Source organism: Enterobacter sp. Crenshaw (genome assembly GCF_024734705.1).
GTDB lineage: Bacteria > Pseudomonadota > Gammaproteobacteria > Enterobacterales > Enterobacteriaceae > Enterobacter > Enterobacter asburiae_B.
Map to the genome: position 1 here is coordinate 3,912,336 of NZ_CP102932.1, position 24,364 is coordinate 3,936,699.

The window sequence follows — 24,364 nt, forward strand, 5'->3', positions numbered from 1 at the left end:
AGGGACATTTATCATACACCTGCGCGGCGCATTAATTACATGTTAAACAGCCAGCATGCCGCGAAATGCCCTGGCGCGATCTCCTGCATGGCAGGCTCCTGCGTCTGGCACACCGGCATGGCGTGCGGGCAGCGGCTGCAGAACTTACAGCCCGGCAGCGCGGACGTGGGGCCTGGAATGTCGCCGCGCAGGGTGGCGTCTTCGAGGTTGCGGATGCGCGGATCGGGCTGGGGAACCGCCGCCAGCAGCGCGCGGGTGTAAGGGTGCGCCGGACGTTGATACAGTTCATTCGCCGGAGCAACCTCCACCAGTTTGCCGAGATACATCACCCCAATGCGGCTGGAGATATGCCGCACCATGGAGAGATCGTGGGCGATGAACAGATAGGTTAGTCCCAGCTCCTGCTGCAGATCCTGCAAAATATTCACCACCTGCGCCTGCACCGAGACGTCCAGCGCCGAGAGCGGCTCATCGCACAGCACGAATTCAGGATGCACGGACAACGCGCGGGCAATACTGATGCGCTGACGCTGCCCGCCGCTGAACTCATGCGGGAATCGTTCAAGGTGCTCGTGCTTCAGCCCCACTTTGTAGAGCAGCATTTCAGTGCGTTCCCGCTGTTCTTCGCGGCTGTAGCCGTGGATCTGCATCGGCTCGGCCACCAGCTGTCGCACCGTCATACCGGGGTTGAGCGAGGAGTAAGGATCCTGAAAAATCGCCTGCATCCGCTTACGCAGCGGCTTGAGGTCTTTTTCACGGGCGCGGGCGATCGCCTGCCCGGCAAAGTGGATCTCGCCCGAGGTGATATCGAAAAGACGCAGGATGGCGCGCCCGAGGGTAGATTTTCCGCAGCCGGACTCCCCCACAAGGCCAAACGTCTCGCCGGGCTGGATATCAAAACTCACGCCGTCAACCGCCTTCACGGCCACGCCTTTACGCAGCAAACCGCCGTTGAGCGGATAGTGCTTGCGCAGATCGCGCACGCTCACTAATGGCGCCTGTTTTTCATTCATGCCTGAATCTCCTTGTCGGCCCATAGCCAGCAGGCGGCGCGATGGCCCTCTCCGGCGGCGTAAAAGGCGGGCTGTCTTTCACACTGGGGCATGCGCTTCGGGCAGCGTTCCGCGAACGGACAGCCCGGCGGCGGGTTAAGCAGGCCGGGCGGTGAACCTTCAATGGGCGATAAACGCTGATTCACCTCATCCGGGCGCGGCAGCGAGGCCAGCAGCCCCTGGGTGTAAGGATGCGCAGGGCGATAAAAAATGTCCTCCACGCTCCCCTCCTCCATTACCAGCCCGCCGTACATCACCACCACGCGGCTGCAGACCTGCGCCACCACGCCGAGATCGTGAGTGATCAGCAAAATCGCGGTCCGGGTCTGCTGTTGCAGACTTTTCAGCAGGCGCAGGATCTGCGCCTGAATGGTCACGTCCAGCGCGGTGGTCGGTTCATCGGCGATCAGCAGCTTAGGGTTGCAGGAGAGCGCAATGGCGATCATCACCCGCTGGCGCATCCCGCCGCTGAACTCGTGGGGATACTGGTCGTATCGCCGTTCCGCCCCGGCAATGCCTACCTGTTCCAGCATGGCGATGGCCGCCGCTTTGGCCGCTTTTTTGCTGAGTCCTTTGTTGCGCATCAGGATCTCAGCCATCTGCTTGCCGATGGTCAGCACCGGATTCAGGGCGGTCATCGGATCCTGAAAAATCATCGCGATCTCGTTGCCGCGGATGGCGCGCATCTGCGCGGGCGTTTTCTGCGCCAGATCCTCATTCTGGAAGCGGATGCTGCCGCCGGTTATCCGTCCGTTGCTCCCCAGAAGCTGGATAATCGACTTGCAGGTGACGCTTTTCCCGCAGCCCGACTCGCCGACGATGCCGACGAGTTCCCCCGGCTGAACCTGAAAGCTCACGCCGCGCACCGCGTGAACCTCGCCCTCCCGGGTGCGGAACGTGGTTTGCAGGTTCTCAAGCGCTAATAAGTTACTCATCGCGATTCGCTCCCGGCTCAAAGGCGGTACGGAACACATCGCCCAGCACGTTAAAGCTGAACACCGTCAGCAGGATCAGAATGCCGGGGAACATCGCCAGCCACGACGCTTCGCCAATATAAGACTGGGCGTTGTTAAGCATACTTCCCCACGACGCCGCGGGCGCCTGCACGCCCAGCCCTAAGAAGCTGAGCGTTGACTCCATCAGAATGGCCGAGGCGATATTGAGCGTGGCCGCCACGATAATGGTCGGCAGCACGCCGGGAATAATGTGGCGCACGATGATGCGCAGCGGATGCTCTCCCGACGCGCGGGCATAAAGCACGTACTCGCGCTCTTTCACCGACAGGGTTTCAGCACGCACCAGACGCGACATGTTCATCCACGTCAGCAGGCTGATAATCAGAATGATGTTATCCACGCCCGGCTTGAGGTAAGCATTCACCACCAGCAGCAGGAAGAAGGCCGGAATGGCCATCAGGATATCCACGGCGCGCATCATCAGGTTATCCAGCCAGCCGCCAAAATAGCCGCTCACCGTTCCCACCACCGTGCCGATAAGCGTGGAAAAGAGCATCGCCAGAAAACCGACCATCAGGGAGATCTGGCCGCCATACAGCGCGCGGGTGAAGTAGTCGCGGCCGTATTCGTCGGTGCCGAACCAGTGCGCGGCATCCGGCGGCAACGTGCGCGCGCCGAGCGACATCCGATCCGGATCGTACGGGCTTAACCCCGCACAGAGCGCGGCGACGACGAAAATAAAAAGCACAAACAGAGAGAACTGCGCCGGACGGTTGCGGCGCAGCTGGTGACGAACCTGCTGCCAGCGTCTGCTCATCCGGGTTACCTCAGCGTACGAATGCGGGGATCGGCGAAGCGATAAAGCACGTCGGCGATCAGGTTACCGACGATCAGCATCATCGACGAGAGCATGATGATCGCCATAATCAGGGGGTAATCCAGCGAGGCGATCGACTGGATCCCGAGCAGCCCCATCCCCGGCCAGGAGAAGACGCTTTCCGTCACATAGGCCCCCACAATCAGCTCACCGAACGACAGGCCGAACAGGGTAATCACCGGCAGCAGCACGTTTTTCAGAACGTGCCGAAACAGAATACTGGAACGCGTCGCGCCGTAGGCAAGCTGGGTTTGCACGTAGTCGGCCGAGAGCTGCGAGATGGTGTTGGAGCGGATGTAGCGCACGTAGCTGGAGAGGTTGTAGAACGTGAGGGCAATACACGGCAGCACGCCGTGACGCAGCAGATCCAGCCCGTTATCCTCCATGCCGATGGTGCGCATCCCCATGCTGGGGAACCAGTTAAGCTGCACGGCAAAAACGGTGATGAGCAAGATGCCGAACCAGAATATCGGAACAGAAATGCCGATATAGGCGAATATATTGAGCAGATGATCCAGCCAGCGGTGCTTAAATGCCCCGGCCAGCAGGCCCAGCGGGATCGCCAGCACGATCGCCATCAGCAGCGACGCGCCCATCAGCCCCAGCGTGGCCGGTATGCGTTCGCCGATCATCTCCAGCACCGGGCGGTGATAAATCAGCGAATAGCCGAGATCGCCCTGCAGGACGTTTTTCAGCCACAGGACGTACTGCGTGACCAGGGGCTTATCCAGCCCCAGGCTCTGGCGAATACGTTCGATATCCTCCGGGGCCATACGCGGCGTAATGTACGCCGCCACCGGATCGCCAGGCGCGAGCTTGACCAGCAGAAACGCCACCAGTGAAATAAAAAACAGCATCGGCAGCAGCTGCAGCAGCCGACGCGTGAGGAGTGTGTTCACGACGTGCCCTTTCAAAAGCCCCGACCTGACGGCCGGGGCAATCACTTATTTCTGATAGATTTTTGACAGATCCTGGAACAGATAGACCGGTTTCGGCTCCGCTTCCTCGGTGCCGCCAAAACGCTTGTCCACCGCGACGGTCGCATTGGTATAGGCGATCGGGTAGTAGGTCATATCGTTCGCCACGGTCTGCTGAATTTGCTTGTAGATATCGGCACGTTTTGCGGCGTCGGTTTCCACTGCGCCTTTATCCCACAGGGCATCAAACTGCGGATTTTTGTAGTGCGCGTAGTTATAGGCTTCGTTGCTCATGAACAGCGATTTGTAACCGTCCGGCTCGGAGCCCATGATGTAGCCGCCCAAGTTCAGCTCCCACGCGGTGTTGTTCATATCGAGGCTGCGCTGAGACATGGCGTTGGAGTCCAGCGGCATCAGCTCCACGTTCACCCCAATGCCCTTCAGCGCCTGCTGAATGTAGAGCGCCATGCTCTCCTGGGTTTTGTTGGTGTTCACATACGCCAGGCGCAGCTTGAGGTTGTCCGGCGCGCCGGACGTCTTCAGCAGCTCTTTGGCTTTTTGTAGATCGAACTTGTACTGTTCGACGTCATCCGTCTTGTAAAGCGTATCTGGCGTCAGGAACGAGGTCGCCGGTTTAGCGTAGTCCAGCGAGGTAAACGCGGTCTGGGTGAGCTCGTCTTTGTTGATGGCATACGCGATGGCCTGGCGCAGCGCTTTGCTCTTCATCACCGGCACGTTCTGGTTGAACGTCATATAGGCCAGACGGCCTTCCGGATAGACCACGAAGTCAAACTTACTGGTATTTTTCAGGCGGTTCACGTCCTGCGGGTCAACCATCTTGAGATTGATTTCCCCGTTTTGCAGCGCAAGGTTGGCGGCGTTGCTGTCTTTGGCGAAACGGTAGGTGACCGAATCAAGCTTCGCTTTGCCGTTCCAGTAATCGTCAAAACGGGTCAGGGCGTAATACTGCCCGGCGCGGTACTCTTTAAATTTGAACGGCCCGGAGCCGACCGGCGCATCGTTTTTGCTGCTCTTTTCCAGGTCGCCTTCACCGGCGAACACGTGCTGCGGAATCGGGTAGATTTGTACCAGGGTGCCGGTAAAGGCCGCGCTGACCTGCGGTAGGGTGAACTTGACGGTGCGCTCATCCACCTTGCTCACCTGTACCGGCTTGTCGCCGTAGGTGAACATGCTGCGGAAGAAGCTGTGCTGTTTGGCATCCAGCAGCTTATTGAAGGTGAAGACCACGTCGTCCGCCGTCAGCGGCTGGCCGTCCTGCCATTTGAGGTTGGGTTTTAGCGTCAGGGTATAGCTCAGGTTGTCGGCGGAAGGCGTCAGGCTTTCCGCCAGGCCCCACTCAATGTTGCCGTTATTAAAGCTGTACAGCGGGGCATAGAGCGCCTGCATGATCGTTAACGTCGTACGGTCACTGGCATAGAGCGGATTAACGGCTAACGGGTCGCCGGAGGTAATTCCAATAATTAGCGAACCGCCCTCTTTTGGCGCGTCGTTTTTTGCCGCTGAGGGCGTATTTGTCTCTTTATTTTTCGCATCATCACAGCCCGCCAGGCCTAACGCGAGCGAAACGACCACTGCCGATAACAGAAGCTTGCGCATCTCACTAACTCCTTGCCTTATAAAGTGTTTATTACTGCATCTTTTATTTATGTTGAAGCATCATATTCAGCTTTATCGGTTTACGCATTAATTATGAAAATGCGATTTTCGATTAAGCTTATGCCGGATTTGATATATATAAGCGCCGGAAGGAATAGCGGCAGATCGATTACGCTCAGTTCGTTAAACGCTTCACAAATCTCCTGCTACACTGCCTCAACACATCACTCAAAAGGCAGGCCAACATGTCAGACAACACGTATCAGCCACCAAAAGTATGGGAATGGAAAAAGAACGGCGGCGGCGCGTTCGCCAACATCAACCGCCCGATTTCCGGCGCGACCCATGAGAAAGATCTGCCCGTGGGCTCCCACCCGCTGCAGCTTTACTCTCTCGGAACACCGAACGGCCAGAAAGTGACGATCATGCTCGAAGAGCTGCTGGCGCTGGGCGTGACGGGCGCGGAGTACGACGCATGGTTGATCCGCATCGGCGAAGGCGATCAGTTCTCCAGCGGGTTTGTTGAGATGAACCCGAACTCGAAAATACCGGCGCTGCGTGACCACTCCACGAACCCGCCAACGCGCGTATTTGAATCCGGCAATATCCTGCTCTACCTGGCAGAGAAGTTCGGTCACTTCCTGCCGAAAGATCCGGCGGGACGCACCGAGACCCTGAACTGGCTGTTCTGGCTGCAGGGCGCAGCGCCGTTCCTCGGCGGCGGCTTTGGCCACTTCTACAACTACGCGCCGGTAAAAATTGAATACGCGATTGACCGCTTCACCATGGAAGCCAAGCGCCTGTTCGACGTGCTGGATAAACAGCTGGCGCGCGGTCGCTACGTGGCGGGTGAAGAGTACACCATCGCGGATATCGCCATCTGGCCGTGGTTCGGCTGCGTGGCGCTGGGCAGCGTCTATAACGCCGCCGAGTTCCTCGATGCAGAGAAGTACACAAACGTGCAGCGCTGGGCGAAAGACGTGGCGAATCGCCATGCCGTTAAGCGCGGCCGTATCGTTAACCGCACCAGCGGCGAGCTGAACGAGCAGCTCCACGAACGCCACGCGGCGAGCGACTTCGATACCAATACGGAAGATAAGCGTCAGGCGTAATGTTCAGCCGGGCGGGTCCCCGCCCGGCAACTGAGATCCCAGCCCAGGGCATGATTAGCTTAAAGGTTGAGCCGGTATTGCTGGCACTATCTGGACGTTTTTCTCGCGTCAGAGAGTGAGAAATGACGTCTCAACCGACAGCAGTCACAAAGGATCTGTTATGAAACTTATTAAAACAACGCTGGTTATCAGCGCCCTCATTTTTTCCACCTCGGGAATGGCTATCGACAAAACCGCCGCTGGCGCGGTAGCAGGCGCGGCCATTGGTGCGGCCACGGGCAAAGATCTGAAATCGACCGTTGGCGGCGCCGTCGTGGGCGCAGGCACAGGTGCCATGTTCAAAAACGGCGGCAAAGGTAAAGCCGCGCGTAAGGGCGGCGCGGTAGGTGCTGCCGTAGGCGCAGGTGCCGCGGCGGTTACCGGCAAGAGCGTGCTGAAAGGTGCAGCCGTTGGTGCGGGCACGGGCGCGCTGATTGGTGAAGCGACGCACTGATAAATACAGCCGGGCAGCGCTGCGTTTGCCCGGCATGAATCACATCCCCGATGATGCTTTTCGTTTATTGTTCGTGTCTCATCCCTGGATAGTTTCCGTTAACCGCATTAATACTTAATGTCCCGCGCTTTTTGTCTTCCGGACTGTTTCATCTGACGCTTGTCCTGACGGCAGTCGTGATTACTCTGGTTATTGTTCGCCACGCAGGTTTGCTTCACCTGCCGCGACGCGTCGCGGGTTTCCTGCCTGACATCACGCGCCACGCGTCGCTCCTGCGCCTGCTGGGTCGCACTGGCAGAAACCGAGAACAGCATCAGAAGAATGCAAGAAAGGACGGGAACGACAGATAACGATCTGTTCATAGCAACACCTCGGAGAAGAGAGCCCAGAACGTCAGGGGGTTAGCAAAAGAATAGCAGTTTCAGAAGGGGCTGAATGGGGAAGGCGTTAATAATATAAGGCCGCACAAGGCGGCCTTATAGGTTGCGTTATGCCGTCAGGCGGAACTTCTGCACCGAGCGCTGAAGATCTTCGGTCTGGCGCTCCAGCGCCGCCGCTGCCGCAGAAACCTCTTCAACCAGCGAGGCATTTTGCTGGGTCACGCCGTCCATCTGGGTAATGGCAATCCCGACCTGCGAAATACCCTTGCTTTGCTCCTCAGAGGCGGAAGCGATTTGCTTCATGATGGTCGTCACTTCCGTCACGTCGCGCAAAATCGCATCCATGGTGGTGCCGGTGTCGCTCACCAGCTGCGCCCCCTGCTCTACGCGGGAAACGGAATCGGTAATCAGCCCCTCAATCTCTTTAGCCGCGTTGGCGCTGCGGCTTGCCAGGTTACGGACTTCACCTGCCACCACGGCAAAACCACGCCCCTGTTCACCCGCGCGCGCCGCTTCAACCGCCGCATTGAGTGCCAGAATATTGGTCTGGAAGGCAATGCTGTTGATCACGTTGGTGATTTCAGCAATTTTCTTCGAGCTTTCCGAAATACCGCTCATGGTGGTCACCACCTCTTCCACCAGCGAGCCGCCGCGGCTGGCGGTAGTTGAGGCGACATCGGCCAGCTGGCTGGCCTGACGCGCGCTTTCCGCGTTCAGTTTCACCGTGGCGGTCAGCTGTTCCATGCTGGCTGCCGTCTCTTCCAGCGCAGCCGCCTGCTCTTCGGTACGGGAAGAGAGATCGTTGTTACCGCTGGAGATTTCTGTCGCGCCGCGCCAGATATTTTCACTGCCGGAGCGAATCGTGCTGACCGCTTCGCGCAGGCTGTCCTGCATCGCGCTCAGCAGCGGCACCAGCTGCCCCACGCAGTTGCGGCCGAACGGCTCAATGGGCTGGCTGAGATCGCCCTGGGCAATCTGGCGGAACTGCTGGCGAATGCGAGCCAGCGGTTTGACCAGCATCGCCACCAGGTAACGGTCGGTGAAGAGCAGGATCAGCAGGCCGATAATCGTGGCGACGATAATCACCGTGCGGGTCATGCTTGTCAGGCCGTCCACCACCACGCGGGTGCTGTCGAGCGACTTCGCGGCGGCATTGTTGAACGCCTCAGCGGCCGCACCGAACGCGCGGCTCAGCGGTGGCGTGACGTTGTTGGCCTGCTGGCGATACCCCTCCAGAGCCCCCTGCTTCGCCTGCTGCATTTGCGGCGTAACGCCCTGTTCGAGCAGCGCCTGCCAGGAGCCGATCACCCGGGAAGAGACCTGCTCGTCCATCGGGCCTGGGGAGATCGCTTTCATCTCGGCCAGTTTCTTGCCCATGTTATCCAGCGCCTGTTGGGCAGAGGACAGATCCGGCGTGCCGCCTGCGGCTTTGACTTCCATCGCACGGCTCAAACGGGTCACAAAGCGGAAATATTGATCGTTACCCTGGCTGAGTACCGTCATCTGTTTAACCAGCTGGCGATCGACTTCATTGCCATCCGATACGCGAGAAAGGGACCAGGTGCTGTACAACCCAACGCCCGCCCACATTAAACAAAAGATCCCGAGAATCGTCAGCATGACGAAACGGATCGTGAAATTACGGAGCATATTCATAAGTCTTCCTTGCCGTGAGGGTGAGTTCGCCCAGAGGCGAGTACTACTCTCGTTATCGGCAGGAAAGAGGGAAATTATAACGTTTTGTGATCATTTTTAATTAGCGTGGCTTCACTGGTCACACAGCTGCCGTTAATCATTAGGCCCGCGCTTAGTGATGCAATTTGTGATGTGATAAGTGCAGAGTGGGAAAGCGCTTTGAATCTGTGGCAGGCGTCGTCGGATAAATAGTGCGGTCTGATGCCCTCACCCCGGCCCTCTCCCACAGGGAGAGGGAGAAAGGCCGCACCGAGCGGTCCCCTCGCCCCTTTGGGGAGAGGGTTAGGGTGAGGGGTAAGGTGTACTTTATTTCTTACTGATCTTATCCAGATACCCCATCACAAACGCAGACAGCACAAACGTCAGGTGGATGATGACGTACCACATCAGTTTGTTATCCGGCACGTTCTTCGCGTCCATAAACACGCGCAACAGGTGGATAGAGGAGATCGCCACAATCGACGCGGCCACTTTATTCTTCAGCGACGAAGCATCCATTTTGCCCAGCCAGCTGAGCTTCTCTTTACGCTCGTCGATATCGAGCTGGGAGACAAAATTCTCGTAGCCGGAGAACATCACCATCACCAGCAGCCCGCCCACCAGGGTCATGTCCACCAGCGACAGCAGAACCAGAATCAAATCCGCTTCGGCAATAGAAAAAATGTTCGGCAGAACATGCCAGATTTCCTGAAAGAACTTAATCGTCAGTGCGATAAGTGCCAGCGAGAGGCCAAAATAGACGGGAGCCAGTATCCAGCGGGAGGCGTACATGGCATTTTCAAAAAAGCGTTCCATAGAGTCCTGTTTGCAAAAGAAACCAGCGCCCAGTATATCTCAACGGCGCTGGCTGTTTGCAATAACTCAACGGTACGTCACTCAGACGTTGTCTGGGTTAACTTCGGGACGTGCGTACTCCGGCCAGACAAGCGCCACCAGTTCAGGATAGGCTTCCAGGCTGAACTCGCGAAAACACTGACGCAAATTTAATACGTCCAGATCGGAATAAGAGACCTTCTCGCCGTTAAGACAGCGCTTTTTAATATTGTCATAATATTTATAGACTGCTGAATTCAGATCGCTACAGCGACGCTGCGCCTCAAACAGTCCAGGCGTGTCATTAATTTCCGACATTTTCATGCGCTTAATTGTCGCGTGTAAAAAGTCGATATATTCGTGGTTCACCCGCCAGTACCAGACAGGCGTAACGGAGTTCATCAATACAGAGAAATGGTCTTCCCCTTCCTCTTTTGTCATAAGTTCAGGTTGCGGGGGTTCACTGGTGTCTTTCGACACTTTCGTTTTATTGAACTCCTGCATCAATAAAAGCACACCAGCGGTCAGTAATAGTAATGTGATGACCGTAAAAAAGATGCTGTTCATGGGTAGGCTCCATTTTTTTTGATTTTAAATTTGCCTCATGATATTGTCAACGAATCTCACGCCTTTACCAACCCCACCCTGTTGAAAATAAAGGAAATTAAAAATGCTGCCCGACTATCTCGTCCCGGCTAAGTACCACATTACGCCTGTGGAACAGCAACCGACGGAAGCAGAAAAAGAGGCCAGTTTCACTCAGGGGAAAAGAAAGCTCTCTGATTTCGAGCCCGATATATTAATTGGTGTTTCCCGAACTGGCAAATCCCGAAATATGTTGCTGGAAGAGCACGATCGCCATATAAAAGACCGCTTATTTCGCGCCATAAAAATTGAAGCCTTTGTCCACCTGCTGAATGACCTGCAGGCCGAGGGTGAAATAGATGCCCAGAAACTAAGTCAAATAATGGCTGAAAAAACCGAAGAAATTAATGAAGCGGGCAATGAAATTTGGCTTAATTTAATTACGCGCGAAAAAAACAACCCAATCTTTTATAGCCTGGGGGAAGATTAACGTGAAAGAAGTTAAAAACAACGACGTTTATTTGACTTTAGATGATAAAAAAAGTGATGAATTTATCTTAAAGCAAAATCTCGACGCGCTAAGAAACACAAAAAATGACGAGATGACGCGTATTACGCAAGACCTGGTATCGATCCCGGCGACGCTGGTTCGTCTGAAATGGCAGAATCGCCGTGAAATTTATCCGCTACAGGTCAAAGAAGAGATTTACGGTGCCGTGATGAACGCCATCATAGAGCAGCGTCCCGAGCTGAAAGAGAAGCTTCTGGGACGTCTTGAGGCCAATTATCAGTATCTGCTTGCCAGAGAAATCGCCACCCTGCGTCTGACGCGCAAGCTGTCAGACGGTGAGTACCGTACCTCAAACGTCACCTGCGTGGCGCTTGATGAGGACGCGCTGGCAACCCCTTCTACCGCACCGACGGATAATAAAAACGCATAAACCGACAGGCATAAAAAAAGCCGGCTTTCGCCAGCTTCTTTATCACTTCGAGGCCGCTTTCTCTTCGCCGACCAGTCCAATCTTCAGGTAACCCGCCTGATGCAGCGTGTCCATTACCTTCATCATGGTTTCATAATCAACGGTTTTATCCGCGCGGAAGAAGACCGTGGTGTCTTTCTTACCGCCCGTAAGCTGCTCCAGCGCCGGGATGACAGAGTCGGCCGTCACCGGGTCGTTCCCGAGGAACATGGATTTATCCGCTTTCACCGACAGGTAGATAGGCTTCTCCGGGCGCGGCTGGGGCTGGCTGGAAGAGGCGGGCAGATTCACCTTCACATCCACCGTCGCCAGCGGCGCGGCCACCATGAAGATAATCAGCAGAACCAGCATGACGTCGATAAACGGCGTCACGTTGATTTCATGCATTTCGCCGTTATCGTCCAGATTTTCGTTTAGACGCATCGCCATACTCTTAACCTGCGCGCAGTTTAGACGCCGCGTGCACCGGCTTAACCGAGCTGGCGTTCAGGTCGAGATCGCGACTTTGCAGCAGCAGAACCTGCGCGGCAACGTCACCCAGCGTGGCTTTGTAGCTGCCAATCATGCGTGCGAAGATGTTGTAGATGACCACCGCCGGAATAGCGGCAACCAGACCGATTGCCGTCGCCAGCAGCGCTTCAGCGATACCCGGCGCCACGACCGCCAGGTTGGTGGTTTGGGTCTGCGCGATACCGATAAAGCTGTTCATGATGCCCCAGACCGTTCCGAAAAGACCGATGAACGGTGAGATCGCGCCGATGGTCGCCAGATAACCATTGCCGCGTCCCATGTGTCGGCCAACGGCCGCAACGCGACGCTCCAGGCGGAAACCGGTACGTTCTTTGATGCCTTCGTTATCTTCACTGCCAGCGGAGAGTTCCAGCTCGTTCTGTGCTTCATTCACTAACAGGGTGGTCAGGCTTTTGGCGTGGAAGGATGAGGTCATATCTGAAGCCTGATCCAGAGAGCGGGCTTCGGCCAGCTGCTGCTGTTCCCGCTTAAGGCGGCGCTTCTGCGAAAGCAGCTCGGCGCTCTTGCTGAAGAAAATAGCCCAGGTGACAACGGACGCCAGAATCAGGCCGATCATCACAATCTTAACCACGATGTCAGCATGCTGATACATGCCCCAAACGGAGAGATCCGTCTGCATCAAATTATTACCCACTCTGTATCTCCAGGACGCAAATCACAAAATCTGAGCGTAATAATATCAAAACGTCGTCGAATTGATAGTAGTTCTCATTAGTATTTGCATGGTGCCGTAATTTTCGTTCACTTTCCTTGCGCTTACGCAGTAAAAATTTCTTATGCAAATTTTTGCTAATATTTTCTGCTTATTCGATAAGCCCCGGGGTGCAGTTTTTTCCAATCGTGGTAGTCTGGACGTCCAGACGTATAAAAACAGGGTTAGCGAACATGACAAAGAAGCATCTTGATACCACGCTGGTACAGGCAGGACGCAGCAAAAAATATACGCAGGGATCGGTCAACAGCGTGATTCAACGAGCCTCCTCGCTGGTGTTTGATACCGTTGAGGAGAAAAAAATTGCCACGCGCAATCGCGCGAAAGGCGGGCTGTTTTATGGCCGTCGCGGCACGCTGACCCATTTCTCTCTTCAGGAAGCGATGTGCGAGCTGGAAGGCGGCGCGGGCTGCGCGCTGTTCCCCTGCGGGGCGGCGGCGGTCGCCAACACCATTCTGGCGTTTGTGGAACAGGGCGACCATATCCTGATGACCAACACCGCCTACGAGCCCAGCCAGGACTTCTGCACCAAAATCCTCAGCAAGCTCGGCGTAACGACCGGCTGGTTCGACCCGCTGATTGGTGAAGGCATTGCCGAACTTATTCAGCCAAACACGCGCATTGTGTTCCTGGAATCTCCGGGATCGCTCACCATGGAAGTTCATGACGTGCCGGCTATCGTGAAGGCCGTGCGCAGCAAAGCGCCAGAGGCGATCGTGATGATCGATAACACCTGGGCGGCGGGCGTGCTGTTTAAAGCCCTGGAGTTCGACATTGATATCTCGATTCAGGCGGCGACGAAATACCTGATAGGCCACTCTGACGGCATGATTGGCACCGCGGTTTCCAACGCGCGCTGCTGGGATCAGCTGCGTGAAAATGCTTACCTGATGGGCCAGATGGTGGATGCAGACACGGCCTACATGACCAGCCGCGGACTCCGCACGCTGGGCGTTCGTCTGCGTCAGCACCATGAAAGCAGCCTGAAGGTGGCCGAATGGCTGGCGCAGCATCCGCAGGTTGAGCGCGTGAATCATCCCGCGTTACCGGGCACTAAAGGCCACGAATTCTGGCAGCGTGACTTTACGGGCAGCAGCGGTCTGTTCTCGTTCGTACTGAAAAAACGGCTGAATAACGACGAGCTGGCGAGCTATCTGGATAATTTTACCCTCTTCAGCATGGCCTACTCCTGGGGCGGTTTTGAATCCCTGATCCTGCCTAACCAGCCGGAACAGGTTGCGGCTCTGCGTCCCGGCGGTGAAGTGGACTTCAGCGGTACCCTGATTCGACTGCATATCGGTTTAGAAAACGTTGACGATCTAATTGCCGATTTAGCAGCAGGGTTCGAGCGTATCGTGTAGAGTGCTGGCTGAAAATGTACTCCCTGGACGCTTTTGTGGACACCGCAAGCAGAAAAGTCTGCTTGAGTTGCGCCCGGGATCAAACCCGACGGGCGAATAAGGGAGTACAATAGCGCTATATCTGCTGTTCCACAGGAAAGTCCATGGCTGTTATTCAAGATATTATCGCGGCGCTCTGGCAACACGACTTTGCCGCGCTGGCGGATCCTCACGTCGTCGGTATCGTTTACCTCGTGATGTTCGCAACTCTGTTTCTGGAAAATGGATTACTGCCAGCCTCTTTTTTACCCGGTGACAGCCTGCTTTTACTTGCCGGGGCGTTAATCGGGAAAGGCGTCATGGACTTCACGCCAACGATGGTTATTCTCACCTCCGCAGCCAGCCTGGGCTGCTGGCTGAGCTATCTGCAGGGCCGCTGGCTCGGGAATACCCGCGTCGTGAAAGGCTGGCTGGCGCAGTTACCGCATAAATATCATCAGCGTGCGACCTGCATGTTCGACAGGCACGGCCTGCTGGCCCTGCTGGCGGGGCGTTTCCTCGCGTTTGTTCGCACGCTTCTGCCTACGATGGCGGGCATTTCCGGTCTGTCAAACCGCCGCTTCCAGTTCTTCAACTGGCTCAGCGCCCTGCTGTGGGTGGGTGTGGTCACCACGCTCGGCTACGCGCTGAATATGATCCCCTTTGTGAAACACCATGAAGATCAGGTGATGACCTTCCTGATGGTGCTGCCGATGTTCCTGCTGGTGGCAGGACTGGTGGGAACCATCGCGGTAGTGATTAAGAAGAAGTACTGCAGCGCCTGATCCCCTCACCCTGACCCTCTCCCCATAGGGGAGAGGGGAAAAGCTTAAGCTCCCTGCATGGTTCGGATGCGTGATGCATCCTCTCCCGGCGTGACGCCGAAATAGCGCTTAAACTCCCGACTGAACTGCGACGCACTTTCGTAACCCACCCGCATTGCCGCCGCGCTGGCCTTCATGCCGTCGTGGATCATCAGCATCCGCGCCTTATGCAGCCGGTAGGTTTTAAGGTACTGCAGCGGCGAGGTGCTGGTTACCGACTTGAAGTTATGGTGAAACGCCGAGACGCTCATGTTCGCTTCCGCCGCCAGCTGGTCGACGCTGAGGTTTTCCGTGTACTGGCTTTCGATACGCTTGAGCACGCGGCTTATCAGGCTGAAGTGGGTCTGTCGGCTCACCAGAGCCAGTAACGCCCCGCCGCCCGGGCCTAGCAGCACGTGGTAGAGAATTTCGCGGACGATCTGTTTGCCCAGAATGCGCGCGTCCAGCGGCCTTTCCATCACGTCCAGCAGACGTTCAATGGCGCAGAGGATCTCTTCCGACAGCGTCGCCGAGTTAATCCCGCTCGACGCCATAGACGGCTGGAAGAACTCATCTTCGCCAATATCCATCAGCAGCTCCTGCAGCTGAAGAATATCGACGTTGACGCGAATACCGGCCAGCGGAACGGCCTCTGTCGCGAAGGTTTCACATTCGAAGGGTAAAGGTACCGTCAGGAGCAGATATTCATTGGTGTCGTAGCGGAACACGCGCTCGTTGATATAGCCAATTTTATGGCCCGAGAAGAGAAAAACGATGCCCGGCTGGTACATGACCGGCGTGCGCGTCCCGGGCTGCGTGCCGTAGAGCAGGCGAATGTCAGGAAGCAGGCCACTGACGCCATTTTCGTTATCTATCAGTCTTTTAATCTGCGCAGTGAGCTGATGGCAGATCGCTTCACGGTTCATATTACGTTACTCCGGGTACGGTTTCCGACGTTGACAGTGTGCGTGCTTTTCCGCGCTTTCTCCAGCGCTCTGTAGAAATGGGCAAGACATCGGCAGGAATGTGCATTGAGAGGATAGCCCCGGACGGCCACAATGTGCAGCATCAGGTCGCCCTCTGCGCCACCACGGTTTTTCACCCACTAAAGGGAACGAGCAATGAACAACTTTAATCTTCACACCCCAACCCGCATTCTGTTTGGTAAAGACGCTATCGCCGATCTGCGCGCGCAGATCCCCGCAGACGCCCGCGTGCTGATCACCTACGGTGGCGGCAGCGTGAAAAAAACCGGCGTGCTGGATCAGGTTTACAGCGCCCTGGACGGTCTGGACGCGCGTGAGTTCGGCGGCATCGAGCCAAATCCGTCTTACGAAACGCTGATGAACGCGGTGAAAATCGCCCGCGAAGAGAAGATCACCTTCCTGCTGGCCGTCGGCGGCGGCTCCGTGCTGGACGGCACCAAATTCATCGCGGCGGCAGCGCACTACGCTGACGGCATCGATCCGTGGCACATCCTGGAAACCCGCGGCAGCGACATTAAAAGCGCCATCCCGATGGGCTCCGTGCTGACTCTGCCGGCCACCGGCTCTGAATCCAACAAGGGCGCGGTGATCTCCCGTAAAACGACCGGCGATAAACAGGCCTTCATGAACGAACACGTTCAGCCTGTGTTCGCCATTCTGGACCCGGTTTACACCTACACCCTGCCTGCGCGTCAGGTGGCGAACGGCGTGGTCGATGCCTTTGTTCATACTGTTGAGCAGTACGTCACGTACCCGGTGAATGCCAAAATTCAGGATCGCTTCGCGGAAGGCATTCTGCTGACGCTCGTCGAAGAAGGTCCGAAAGCGCTGAAAGAGCCGGAAAACTACGACGTGCGTGCCAACGTCATGTGGGCGGCAACGCAGGCGCTGAACGGCCTGATCGGGGCTGGCGTACCGCAGGACTGGGCAACCCACATGCTGGGCCACGAGCTGACGGCGATGCACGGTCTGGACCACGCGCAAACGCTGGCCGTTGTGCTGCCTGCGCTGTGGAACGAAAAGCGGGATACCAAGCGTGCCAAACTGCTGCAGTACGCAGAACGCGTGTGGAACATCACCGAAGGTTCTGACGATGCGCGTATTGATGCCGCCATCGAAGCGACCCGCAGCTTCTTTGAAGGTCTGGGCGTGCCAACGCGTCTCTCTGGCTACGGTCTGGACGGCAGCTCCATCCCTGCCCTGCTGGCGAAACTCGAAGAACACGGCATGACCCACCTGGGCGAGCACGGCGACATTACGCTGGACGTGAGCCGTCGCATCTACGAAGCGGCACGCTAAGCGTTTTTGCCCTCCCGACTTTCGTTTTTTGACATTTCGTCCAGACTTAATGCACAACCCATCGCCGGAGGAACCCTCCGGCGATGCGCACCTGAAGGAGGAAAAATGGCAAACCAAACCGTAATCAAGCTGCAGGACGGCAACGTGATGCCCCAGTTGGGGCTAGGTGTATGGAAAGCCGGTAACGACGAGGTCGTCTCCGCCATTCATAAAGCCCTGGAAGTCGGCTATCGGTCCATTGATACCGCCGCCGCATATAAAAACGAGGACGGCGTGGGTAAGGCACTGGCCAGCGCTGGCGTCCCCCGCGATGAGTTATTCATCACCACGAAACTGTGGAACGACGATCAAAAACGTCCCCGCGAAGCGCTGGAGGAGAGCCTGGAGAAACTCCAGCTCGATTTCGTCGATCTCTGGCTGATGCACTGGCCGGTTCCGGCTATCGATCACTACGTTGATGCCTGGAAAGGGATGATTGAACTGCAGAAAGAGGGGCTGGTGAAAAGCATCGGCGTCTGTAATTTCCAGGTTCATCACCTGCAGCGGCTGATTGACGAAACGGGCGTTGCGCCAGTGATTAACCAGATCGAGCTGCACCCGCTGATGCAGCAGCGCCAGCTACACGCCTGGAACGCTACGCATAAAATCCAGACCGAGTCCTGGAGCCCGCTGGCGCAGGGCGGCGAAGGGGTGTTTGATCAAAAGATTATCCGTGAGCTGGCGGATAAATACGGTAAAACCCCGGCGCAAATCGTCATTCGCTGGCATCTGGACAACGGCCTGGTGGTCATCCCGAAATCGGTCACGCCATCGCGCATCGCCGAGAACTTCGACGTCTGGGATTTCCGTCTGGACAAAGACGAGCTGGGTGAGATTGCGAAGCTGGATAAGGGTAAACGTTTAGGCCCGGACCCGGACCAGTTTGGCGGGTAATCGCGTAAAAAAGCCGGGTGGCGGCTTCGCCTTACCCGGCCTACGTGTCGAAATAAAAACCCCGGCTCGCCGGGGTTTTTATTTACGCTTTGCGCTTCACGGGCTTCTTCACACTCGAATTACCGTTCGAACGCTGATGCACAATCGGCGTGTGCTTGGTCAGCGCCGGGCGCGTATTGCGGTTCTGGCGACGCGCTTCGCGCATCTCATCCAGCGTCGGGGCCGGTACCAGGCAGTCGCGGCGCGAGCCGATCAGGTGTTTTTTACCCATATCTTCCAGCGCCTGACGGATCAGCGGCCAGTTTTTCGGATCGTGGTAGCGCAGCAGCGCTTTATGCAGACGGCGCTGTTTATCCCCTTTCGGCACCACCACCTCTTCACTCTTATAACCAATCTTACTCAGCGGGTTCTTGCCGGTGTAATACATGGTCGTCGAGTTAGCGAGCGGTGACGGATAGAAGTTCTGCACCTGATCCAGGCGGAAGCGACGCTGCTTCAGCCACAGCGCCAGGTTCACCATGTCCTCATCGCGCGTGCCCGGGTGGGCGGAGATGAAGTATGGGATCAGATACTGCTCTTTACCCGCCTGCTTCGAATAGGTATCGAACAGCTCTTTAAAGCGATCGTAGCTGCCCATGCCCGGCTTCATCATTTTCGACAGCGGGCCTTCCTCGGTGTGCTCCGGCGCAATCTTCAGATAGCCGCCGACGTGGTGCGTTGCCAGCTCTTTGATGTAGCGCGGATCTTCCACGGCGATGTCGTAACGTACCCCGGACGCGATCAGGATCTTCTTGATGCCCTTCAGGTCGCGCGCGCGGCGGTAGAGGTTGATCGTCGGCTCGTGGTTAGTGTCCATATGCTCGCAAATGCTCGGATAGACGCAGGAGAGGCGACGGCAGGTTTGCTCCGCGCGCGGCGACTTGCAGCGCAGCATGTACATGTTCGCGGTTGGGCCGCCAAGGTCGGAAATCACGCCGGTAAAGCCCGGCACCGAGTCGCGAATCGCTTCGATCTCATTGATGATCGAATCTTCAGAGCGGCTCTGGATAATACGCCCTTCGTGTTCGGTAATGGAGCAGAACGAACAGCCGCCGAAGCAGCCGCGCATGATGTTGATCGAGAAGCGGATCATCTCATACGCCGGGATACGGGCGTTACCGTACGCCGGGTGCGGCACGCGCTTGTACGGCAGCGCAAAGACGCTGTCCATCTCTTCGGTGGAGAGCGGGATCGCCGGCGGGTTAATCCAGATAAAGCGCTCGCCGTGCTTCTGCATCAGCGCGCGGGCGCAGCCCGGGTTGGTTTCATGGTGCAGAATACGGGACGCGTGCGCGTAGAGCACCTTGTCGGCTTTCACCTTCTCGTAGGACGGCAGCAGCACGTAGGTCTTTTCCCACGGTTTCGGGCGCGGCGGCTGCACAACGATAGCCTTCGCTTCCGCTTTTTTCGGCTCAACCGGCTTGTTATCGGCACACGGCAGATCTTCGCCGTACGGATGCGGGATCGGGTCGATTTTGCCCGGCATATCAATGATGCGGGAATCCACCCCGCTCCAGCCCGGCAGCGCCTCTTTCACCATAATGGCGGTATTGCGCACGTCGCGGATGCTGCTCACCGGCTCACCCTGCGACAGACGGTGCGCCACTTCCACCAGCGGACGCTCGCCGTTACCGTAAATCAGCATGTCGGCTTTGGAATCCACCAGCACCGAGCGGCGAACGGTATCTGACCAGTAGTCGTAGTGCGCGGTGCGGCGCAGGCTCGCCTCGATGCCGCCCAGGATCACCGGGACGTCTTTCCAGGCTTCTTTACAGCGCTGGGTATAGACCAGGGTTGCGCGGTCGGGGCGTTTACCCGCCACGTTATCCGGCGTGTAGGCGTCGTCATGGCGCAGCTTGCGGTCGGCGGTATAGCGGTTGATCATCGAGTCCATGTTGCCTGCGGTGACGCCGAAGAACAGGTTCGGTTTACCCAGACGCATAAAGTCGTCTTTGCTGTTCCAGTCAGGCTGGGAGATGATCCCCACGCGGAAGCCCTGCGCCTCAAGCATACGGCCACAGATGGCCATGCCGAAGCTCGGATGGTCAACGTAGGCATCGCCCGTGACCAGAATGATGTCGCAGCTGTCCCAGCCCAGTTGGTCCATCTCTTCCCGGGACATCGGCAGGAATGGCGCCGGTCCAAAGCAGGCCGCCCAGTACTGGGGCCAGGAGAAGAGGTCACGATCCGGCTGGATCAGGGAAATTGCGCTCATAATGCTTCCGAAGAAAAAATAGACAAAAGGAGCGGGATTATACGCTGTTCATCCGCCAGATTTGAAGAAAAGGATGCAGGAAGCAGGCAGATATTCGTGGAAGTCGTTAAAATACCGCGCCCTGATAATTTTGAATCATAATATTCACTATATTTTCCGGTGAGTTGCCCCGGAACGTGTTATTGCGCGGAGCTCTGTCGTGAAGCCCAACGATTCGTTACATGTATCCCAGCTGCGGGTTGTCCTTCACCTCTGCGGTTTTCTGGTTCTGCTGTACAGCCTTTCCATGCTGCCGCCGATGGTGATCGCCCTGCTGAATAAAGAGCGGACCTACTTTGCCTTCCTGACCACCTTTTTAACCTTTTTTACTCTCGGAGGGCTAACCTGGCGGGCAACCCGTCACGCCGGCATACAGCTTCGCACCCGCGACGGGTTTGTGATTATCGTGCTGTTCTGGCTGCTGTTTTCATTCATTAGCGCCATGCCGCTCTGGATGGATGACGGGCTACAGCTCTCCTTTGCCGACGCGCTCTTTGAAGGGGTTTCCGGGATCACCACCACCGGGGCAACGGTGATCGGGGACGTCAGCGCCCTGCCTAAGTCTTACCTTTATTACCGCGCTCAGCTGAATTTTATCGGCGGGTTAGGCGTCATCGTACTGGCCGTCGCGGTCCTGCCGCTGCTGGGCATCGGCGGCATGAAGCTCTATCAGTCAGAGATGCCGGGGCCGTTCAAAGAGGAGCGTCTGACTCCCCGCCTTGCCGATACCGCGCGGACGCTGTGGGTGACCTACTTCGCGCTGGGCGTGGCCTGCACCCTGGCCTACTGGCTGGCGGGAATGTCATTTTTTGACGCCCTCTGTCACGGGCTGTCGACCGTGTCGTTGGGCGGGTTCTCCACCCGCAGCGAGAGCATTGGGTTTTATGACAGCCACGCGATTGAGCTGGTCGCCGGGGCGTTTTCACTGCTCTCCGCGTTCAACTTCACCCTCTGGTATGTCGCTATTGTCAGACGCACCCTGAAACCGATTCGCCGCAGCCCGGAGGTTAAATTCTTTCTGAGCGCCGCCGCGGTGATTATTGTCATCACCGCCTGGCAGGTCTGGCATGCCGGGATTTACAACGCCATGGATAGCCTGGTGCACGCCTTCTTCCTTGCCAGTTCGATGATGACCGATAACGGCCTTTCGACAGCCGACTATGCCCAATGGCCCGCACACACCATCTTCCTGCTGTTGAGCGCCAGCTTTTTTGGCGGCTGCGTAGGCTCGACCTGCGGCGGGATCAAAGCCCTGCGTTTTCTCATTATGTTCAAGCAGAGTATTCAGGAGATGAACCAGCTGGCGCATCCGAGAGCGCTGCTGAGCATTAAGGTGGGCAAAAGCGTGGTGAATGAACGCGTCCTGCGCTCGGTATGGAGCTTCTTTTTTCTCTACGTCATGATCACAGGCTTTTTTGTCTGGTCGCTCAACCTGATGGGCTACGACCTGTTTACCGCATTCGCAACGGTTGCCGCCTGCATCAACAACATGGGGCTGGGGTTTGGCGAGACGGCGTCGACGTTCGGCACGTTAACCGAGGGGGCAAAAATGCTGATGTGCGCGGCGATGATCCTGGGGCGTCTGGAAATTTACCCGGTGCTGATTCTGTTCTCGCGCTTTTTCTGGCGGGCATAAAACATTCCCGGCGAACCGGGAATGTTGGGGTTAAGGTGCGGGGTTGATCAGCATCTGCCCCACGGAGCCCCTGTCCATCATCTCCAGCGTCTGGCTGTGGAACAGGAACGGGAAGTGCGGCCACGAAGGCTGACCGTAATAGACAAGCAGTTCAACCTGGCCGTCCACCCAGACGGTATCTTTCCAGCCGCGATCTTCCGGGAACGGCATCGCACCGTTGACGTTGCGGATCAGGAATGCCACCCCTTCAATATGGAACGACTGCGGCATATCTGAACGGACCGTCCAGCGCTCCCAGGTGCCCTGCTGCGCGGTAATGTCGATGCGGTTGACGTCCCACAGCGAGCCGTTGATGCCCGGATCGTCGCCCAGGCTGATATCACGGCTACGCACCGGCGAGCCGCTCATGATCTCCTGCGGCAGCAGACGCATTGGCAGGCTATCGGTCACCAGCGGCAGCAGGCCGGTCGGGCGCAGGGTCAGCACCAGGGTCGAGACAAGAATGCTCGACGGTTCAAAGAATCCGCGAATGCGGTCCACAATGCTGGCCGCTTCACCGCAGGTGACAGACACTTCATCCCCATTGGTCATATCAATGAGAACCTCGCGACGTTCGCCCGGCGAGAGCGCCAGCTGTTTGACGGACACCGGGGCCGGTAAAAAGCCCTGGTCGCCGGAGATCACGTGCAGCGGACGGCCATCGCTCATTTGCAGCTGATAGCGGCGCGAGTTAGAGGCGTTGAGCAGACGCAGGCGCACCCAGCCGCGCGAAACTTCCACATAAGGGCTTTGCGCGCCGTTGACCAGCAGCGTATCGCCGACAAAGCCACCGCTGCCCGGCTCGCTGTATTCCGGCGTACCGAAATTATCCAGACGCTTGTCCTGGATGATAATCGGGAAATCATCCACGCCGTAGTGGTTCGGGATCGGCAGGGATTTGCTGACCTCATCTTCCACCAGCCACATTCCGGCCAGGCCATTATAAACCTGCTGCGCCGTGCGGTTAGGCGTGTTGGCGTGATACCACAGGGTGGCCGCGCTCTGGCGAATCGGCAGAACGGGAGCCCAGTCGGCGCTGGGTGACATCATTCGCGCCGCGCCGCCAATCAACGGGCCAGGAACCTGCAGGCCGCTGATGGTCATGGCGACATTTTCAGGGGTACGGTTACTGTAGATGAGCTTTACGTCATCGCCATTCCACACGCGTATGGTCGGCCCAAGGTAACGTCCGTTAATGCCCCAGACCGGCGCGCGCGTCCCCTGGGTAAAGGACCAGTGGCTACGCTGCAGCGTCAGGAAAAGCGGCTGACCGCGACGGGATTCAATTAATGGCGGAATGGGCAGCGGCTGTTGCTGCCCGGCGGCGCTGGCTGTCAGCGGCATCGCACCCGCACAAAGGGCGATCCCGGAAGCCTGAATAAACTGACGCCGACTGAGTGACATATAAGCTCCATCTGAAACGACTAACAACGCGGGAATTCGTTTTCCCTTCAACGCCGGATTAAATCTTACCGGCGGCTTCTCTCTCTGCGACTTCTTTGTCGAGCTGCGCAATGTGCTGAGCCATCAGCTCACGGCAGTGCGCTGCCAGCTCGCGCACCTGGTCTTTACCGTATTTGCTGGTATCGACGGGTGGCAGCATTTCGACAATCACCAGCCCGTTATTCAGGCGGTTAAGATTAATCTTATTCGAAGTATTGGAAACGCACACAGGAATAATTGGAACACCTGCCGCAATTGCGGCATGAAACGCCCCGGTTTTAAACGGCAGCAGGCCGCGGCCGCGGCTTCGCGTTCCTTCCGGGAACATCCAGATTGAGATTCTGCGCTTTTTAAAATGATTGACCACTTCCGCAATGGTGCTGTGCGCTTTCGCACGGTTATTACGGTCGATCAGCAGGTTACCGGTCAGCCAGTACAGCTGGCCAAAAAACGGGATCCACAGCAGGCTTTTTTTCCCCACCGTCACGGTCGGTGGCAAAACGATATTTGCGGCGGTGACCATATCGTAATTGTTCTGATGGTTGGCGATATAGATGGCGTTACCGAAATTCTCCGCCCCTTCAGGCAGACGTTTTTCAACCTTCAGACCAAACAGCGGCGCAAGGCGACCAAACATATGGCCGAAGGTGGCAACATGCTTAGGATTACGCGGACTGAACAGGCAATAGATGCAGCCGAAAATACAGACCAGAATGCAGTAGATAACGGTAAGAATAAGACGAACAATATATAGCATAGCGACCTCTGAAGCCCCAACAGCTGACAATTATACTTCACCTGTGGCCAGGTAAGGACTTTATTACGAGCGCGTA

The 24,364-nt window shown here is 56.9% G+C and carries 24 protein-coding genes; 9 read left to right on the forward strand and 15 right to left on the reverse strand.

From position 1 onward, the window contains the following. Nucleotides 1-35: 35 nt before the first annotated feature. Genes NWV12_RS18540 through NWV12_RS18560 form a run of 5 tightly spaced genes read right to left on the reverse strand, consistent with a single transcriptional unit; the run spans nucleotide 36 to nucleotide 5,419 of the window. On the reverse strand, nucleotides 36-1,013 hold the full coding sequence (locus NWV12_RS18540) for an ABC transporter ATP-binding protein (RefSeq protein ID WP_048979103.1): 978 nt from the start codon (nucleotides 1,011-1,013) through the stop codon (nucleotides 36-38). Continuing rightward, nucleotides 1,010-1,987: an ABC transporter ATP-binding protein gene (locus tag NWV12_RS18545; RefSeq protein ID WP_039262944.1), complete on the reverse strand. Its 978-nt coding sequence runs from the start codon at nucleotides 1,985-1,987 to the stop codon at nucleotides 1,010-1,012. The genes NWV12_RS18540 and NWV12_RS18545 overlap by 4 nt, the downstream gene beginning before the upstream one ends. Further along, nucleotides 1,980-2,825: an ABC transporter permease gene (locus NWV12_RS18550; protein WP_033146638.1), complete on the reverse strand. Its 846-nt coding sequence runs from the start codon at nucleotides 2,823-2,825 to the stop codon at nucleotides 1,980-1,982. Before NWV12_RS18550 ends, NWV12_RS18545 begins: the two co-directional genes overlap by 8 nt. Nucleotides 2,826-2,830: 5 nt before the next feature. Continuing rightward, nucleotides 2,831-3,784 carry an ABC transporter permease gene (locus NWV12_RS18555; RefSeq protein WP_080973628.1) on the reverse strand — a complete coding sequence of 318 codons (954 nt, stop codon included), beginning with the start codon at nucleotides 3,782-3,784 and terminating at the stop codon, nucleotides 2,831-2,833. A gap of 45 nt (nucleotides 3,785-3,829) precedes the next feature. Beyond that, on the reverse strand, nucleotides 3,830-5,419 hold the full coding sequence (locus NWV12_RS18560) for an ABC transporter substrate-binding protein (RefSeq protein WP_048979104.1): 1,590 nt from the start codon (nucleotides 5,417-5,419) through the stop codon (nucleotides 3,830-3,832). Between the two features lie 245 nt (nucleotides 5,420-5,664). Here NWV12_RS18560 and yghU point away from each other — a divergent pair, with 245 nt between their 5' ends. Further along, nucleotides 5,665-6,531 (forward strand): glutathione-dependent disulfide-bond oxidoreductase, encoded by an 867-nt coding sequence (gene yghU, locus NWV12_RS18565; RefSeq protein WP_048979105.1) that lies wholly within the window; start codon nucleotides 5,665-5,667, stop codon nucleotides 6,529-6,531. A 160-nt stretch (nucleotides 6,532-6,691) separates the two neighbouring features. After that, nucleotides 6,692-7,024 carry a hypothetical protein gene (locus NWV12_RS18570; protein ID WP_029740720.1) on the forward strand — a complete coding sequence of 111 codons (333 nt, stop codon included), beginning with the start codon at nucleotides 6,692-6,694 and terminating at the stop codon, nucleotides 7,022-7,024. A gap of 107 nt (nucleotides 7,025-7,131) precedes the next feature. On the opposite strand, the gene NWV12_RS18575 is transcribed toward NWV12_RS18570, so the two are convergent. From NWV12_RS18575 to NWV12_RS18590, 4 genes are all read right to left on the reverse strand, one after another. Next, nucleotides 7,132-7,386, reverse strand: coding sequence for a hypothetical protein (locus NWV12_RS18575; protein WP_045888190.1), 255 nt, complete (start codon nucleotides 7,384-7,386; stop codon nucleotides 7,132-7,134). A gap of 126 nt (nucleotides 7,387-7,512) precedes the next feature. Continuing rightward, nucleotides 7,513-9,060: a methyl-accepting chemotaxis protein gene (locus NWV12_RS18580; protein WP_048979106.1), complete on the reverse strand. Its 1,548-nt coding sequence runs from the start codon at nucleotides 9,058-9,060 to the stop codon at nucleotides 7,513-7,515. A gap of 345 nt (nucleotides 9,061-9,405) precedes the next feature. Continuing rightward, nucleotides 9,406-9,894 (reverse strand): TIGR00645 family protein, encoded by a 489-nt coding sequence (locus NWV12_RS18585; protein WP_023309169.1) that lies wholly within the window; start codon nucleotides 9,892-9,894, stop codon nucleotides 9,406-9,408. 81 nt (nucleotides 9,895-9,975) lie between these two features. Further along, the gene (locus NWV12_RS18590) at nucleotides 9,976-10,479 is read right to left on the reverse strand and encodes an ESA_00282 family adhesion-associated protein (RefSeq protein ID WP_023309170.1); all 504 of its coding nucleotides are present in this window, start codon (nucleotides 10,477-10,479) and stop codon (nucleotides 9,976-9,978) included. Nucleotides 10,480-10,582: 103 nt separating this feature from the next. Between NWV12_RS18590 and NWV12_RS18595 the strand changes: the two genes are divergently transcribed. Together NWV12_RS18595 and NWV12_RS18600 are read left to right on the forward strand one after the other, a co-directional pair. Beyond that, entirely contained in the window at nucleotides 10,583-10,987 is a 405-nt protein-coding gene (locus NWV12_RS18595; protein ID WP_023309171.1) for a hypothetical protein, read from the forward strand. A gap of 1 nt (nucleotide 10,988) precedes the next feature. After that, complete coding sequence (locus NWV12_RS18600; protein WP_032659963.1) at nucleotides 10,989-11,438, forward strand: hypothetical protein; 450 nt, start codon at nucleotides 10,989-10,991, stop codon at nucleotides 11,436-11,438. Between the two features lie 42 nt (nucleotides 11,439-11,480). On the opposite strand, the gene exbD is transcribed toward NWV12_RS18600, so the two are convergent. Continuing rightward, nucleotides 11,481-11,906, reverse strand: a complete 426-nt coding sequence (gene exbD, locus NWV12_RS18605; RefSeq protein WP_023309173.1) for a TonB system transport protein ExbD — start codon at nucleotides 11,904-11,906, stop codon at nucleotides 11,481-11,483. A gap of 4 nt (nucleotides 11,907-11,910) precedes the next feature. Further along, nucleotides 11,911-12,642, reverse strand: coding sequence for a tol-pal system-associated acyl-CoA thioesterase (gene exbB / locus NWV12_RS18610; protein ID WP_023333405.1), 732 nt, complete (start codon nucleotides 12,640-12,642; stop codon nucleotides 11,911-11,913). 251 nt (nucleotides 12,643-12,893) lie between these two features. Between exbB and metC the strand changes: the two genes are divergently transcribed. Then, a complete protein-coding gene (gene metC, locus NWV12_RS18615; RefSeq protein WP_048979107.1) occupies nucleotides 12,894-14,081 on the forward strand; it encodes a cystathionine beta-lyase in 1,188 nt (395 codons plus the stop codon). Between the two features lie 143 nt (nucleotides 14,082-14,224). Then, a complete protein-coding gene (gene yghB, locus NWV12_RS18620) occupies nucleotides 14,225-14,884 on the forward strand; it encodes a DedA family general envelope maintenance protein YghB (protein WP_023309176.1) in 660 nt (219 codons plus the stop codon). 44 nt (nucleotides 14,885-14,928) lie between these two features. Here yghB and NWV12_RS18625 read toward each other — a convergent pair whose 3' ends face one another. Continuing rightward, nucleotides 14,929-15,828: an AraC family transcriptional regulator gene (locus NWV12_RS18625; protein WP_048979108.1), complete on the reverse strand. Its 900-nt coding sequence runs from the start codon at nucleotides 15,826-15,828 to the stop codon at nucleotides 14,929-14,931. 195 nt (nucleotides 15,829-16,023) lie between these two features. Between NWV12_RS18625 and yqhD the strand changes: the two genes are divergently transcribed. Continuing rightward, on the forward strand, nucleotides 16,024-17,187 hold the full coding sequence (yqhD, locus tag NWV12_RS18630) for an alcohol dehydrogenase (protein WP_048979109.1): 1,164 nt from the start codon (nucleotides 16,024-16,026) through the stop codon (nucleotides 17,185-17,187). 105 nt (nucleotides 17,188-17,292) lie between these two features. After that, nucleotides 17,293-18,120 (forward strand): 2,5-didehydrogluconate reductase DkgA, encoded by an 828-nt coding sequence (gene dkgA, locus NWV12_RS18635; RefSeq protein ID WP_033146647.1) that lies wholly within the window; start codon nucleotides 17,293-17,295, stop codon nucleotides 18,118-18,120. Between the two features lie 82 nt (nucleotides 18,121-18,202). Here the strand turns inward: dkgA and NWV12_RS18640 are convergent, their stop codons facing one another. Then, entirely contained in the window at nucleotides 18,203-20,374 is a 2,172-nt protein-coding gene (locus NWV12_RS18640; protein WP_048979110.1) for a YgiQ family radical SAM protein, read from the reverse strand. Nucleotides 20,375-20,573: 199 nt separating this feature from the next. Here NWV12_RS18640 and NWV12_RS18645 point away from each other — a divergent pair, with 199 nt between their 5' ends. Beyond that, nucleotides 20,574-22,049 (forward strand): TrkH family potassium uptake protein, encoded by a 1,476-nt coding sequence (locus tag NWV12_RS18645; RefSeq protein ID WP_048979111.1) that lies wholly within the window; start codon nucleotides 20,574-20,576, stop codon nucleotides 22,047-22,049. Nucleotides 22,050-22,079: 30 nt separating this feature from the next. Here the strand turns inward: NWV12_RS18645 and ftsP are convergent, their stop codons facing one another. Both ftsP and plsC read right to left on the reverse strand, forming a co-directional pair. Continuing rightward, the gene (gene ftsP / locus NWV12_RS18650) at nucleotides 22,080-23,492 is read right to left on the reverse strand and encodes a cell division protein FtsP (protein ID WP_048979112.1); all 1,413 of its coding nucleotides are present in this window, start codon (nucleotides 23,490-23,492) and stop codon (nucleotides 22,080-22,082) included. A gap of 58 nt (nucleotides 23,493-23,550) precedes the next feature. Then, nucleotides 23,551-24,288: a 1-acylglycerol-3-phosphate O-acyltransferase gene (gene plsC / locus NWV12_RS18655; RefSeq protein ID WP_023333413.1), complete on the reverse strand. Its 738-nt coding sequence runs from the start codon at nucleotides 24,286-24,288 to the stop codon at nucleotides 23,551-23,553. Between the last annotated feature and the right edge of the window lie 76 nt (nucleotides 24,289-24,364).

What these genes read in the sequence shown, in the direction of transcription:
- NWV12_RS18540 (WP_048979103.1), bottom strand. Translation starts at nt 1,013, where the DNA reads ATGAATGAAAAACAGGCGCCATTAGTGAGCGTGCGCGATCTGCGCAAG.
- NWV12_RS18545 (WP_039262944.1), bottom strand. Translation starts at nt 1,987, where the DNA reads ATGAGTAACTTATTAGCGCTTGAGAACCTGCAAACCACGTTCCGCACC.
- NWV12_RS18550 (WP_033146638.1), bottom strand. Translation starts at nt 2,825, where the DNA reads ATGAGCAGACGCTGGCAGCAGGTTCGTCACCAGCTGCGCCGCAACCGT.
- NWV12_RS18560 (WP_048979104.1), bottom strand. Translation starts at nt 5,419, where the DNA reads ATGCGCAAGCTTCTGTTATCGGCAGTGGTCGTTTCGCTCGCGTTAGGC.
- yghU (WP_048979105.1), top strand. Translation starts at nt 5,665, where the DNA reads ATGTCAGACAACACGTATCAGCCACCAAAAGTATGGGAATGGAAAAAG.
- NWV12_RS18570 (WP_029740720.1), top strand. Translation starts at nt 6,692, where the DNA reads ATGAAACTTATTAAAACAACGCTGGTTATCAGCGCCCTCATTTTTTCC.
- NWV12_RS18575 (WP_045888190.1), bottom strand. Translation starts at nt 7,386, where the DNA reads ATGAACAGATCGTTATCTGTCGTTCCCGTCCTTTCTTGCATTCTTCTG.
- NWV12_RS18580 (WP_048979106.1), bottom strand. Translation starts at nt 9,060, where the DNA reads ATGAATATGCTCCGTAATTTCACGATCCGTTTCGTCATGCTGACGATT.
- NWV12_RS18585 (WP_023309169.1), bottom strand. Translation starts at nt 9,894, where the DNA reads ATGGAACGCTTTTTTGAAAATGCCATGTACGCCTCCCGCTGGATACTG.
- NWV12_RS18590 (WP_023309170.1), bottom strand. Translation starts at nt 10,479, where the DNA reads ATGAACAGCATCTTTTTTACGGTCATCACATTACTATTACTGACCGCT.
- NWV12_RS18595 (WP_023309171.1), top strand. Translation starts at nt 10,583, where the DNA reads ATGCTGCCCGACTATCTCGTCCCGGCTAAGTACCACATTACGCCTGTG.
- exbD (WP_023309173.1), bottom strand. Translation starts at nt 11,906, where the DNA reads ATGGCGATGCGTCTAAACGAAAATCTGGACGATAACGGCGAAATGCAT.
- metC (WP_048979107.1), top strand. Translation starts at nt 12,894, where the DNA reads ATGACAAAGAAGCATCTTGATACCACGCTGGTACAGGCAGGACGCAGC.
- yghB (WP_023309176.1), top strand. Translation starts at nt 14,225, where the DNA reads ATGGCTGTTATTCAAGATATTATCGCGGCGCTCTGGCAACACGACTTT.
- NWV12_RS18625 (WP_048979108.1), bottom strand. Translation starts at nt 15,828, where the DNA reads ATGAACCGTGAAGCGATCTGCCATCAGCTCACTGCGCAGATTAAAAGA.
- yqhD (WP_048979109.1), top strand. Translation starts at nt 16,024, where the DNA reads ATGAACAACTTTAATCTTCACACCCCAACCCGCATTCTGTTTGGTAAA.
- dkgA (WP_033146647.1), top strand. Translation starts at nt 17,293, where the DNA reads ATGGCAAACCAAACCGTAATCAAGCTGCAGGACGGCAACGTGATGCCC.
- NWV12_RS18640 (WP_048979110.1), bottom strand. Translation starts at nt 20,374, where the DNA reads ATGAGCGCAATTTCCCTGATCCAGCCGGATCGTGACCTCTTCTCCTGG.
- ftsP (WP_048979112.1), bottom strand. Translation starts at nt 23,492, where the DNA reads ATGTCACTCAGTCGGCGTCAGTTTATTCAGGCTTCCGGGATCGCCCTT.
- plsC (WP_023333413.1), bottom strand. Translation starts at nt 24,288, where the DNA reads ATGCTATATATTGTTCGTCTTATTCTTACCGTTATCTACTGCATTCTG.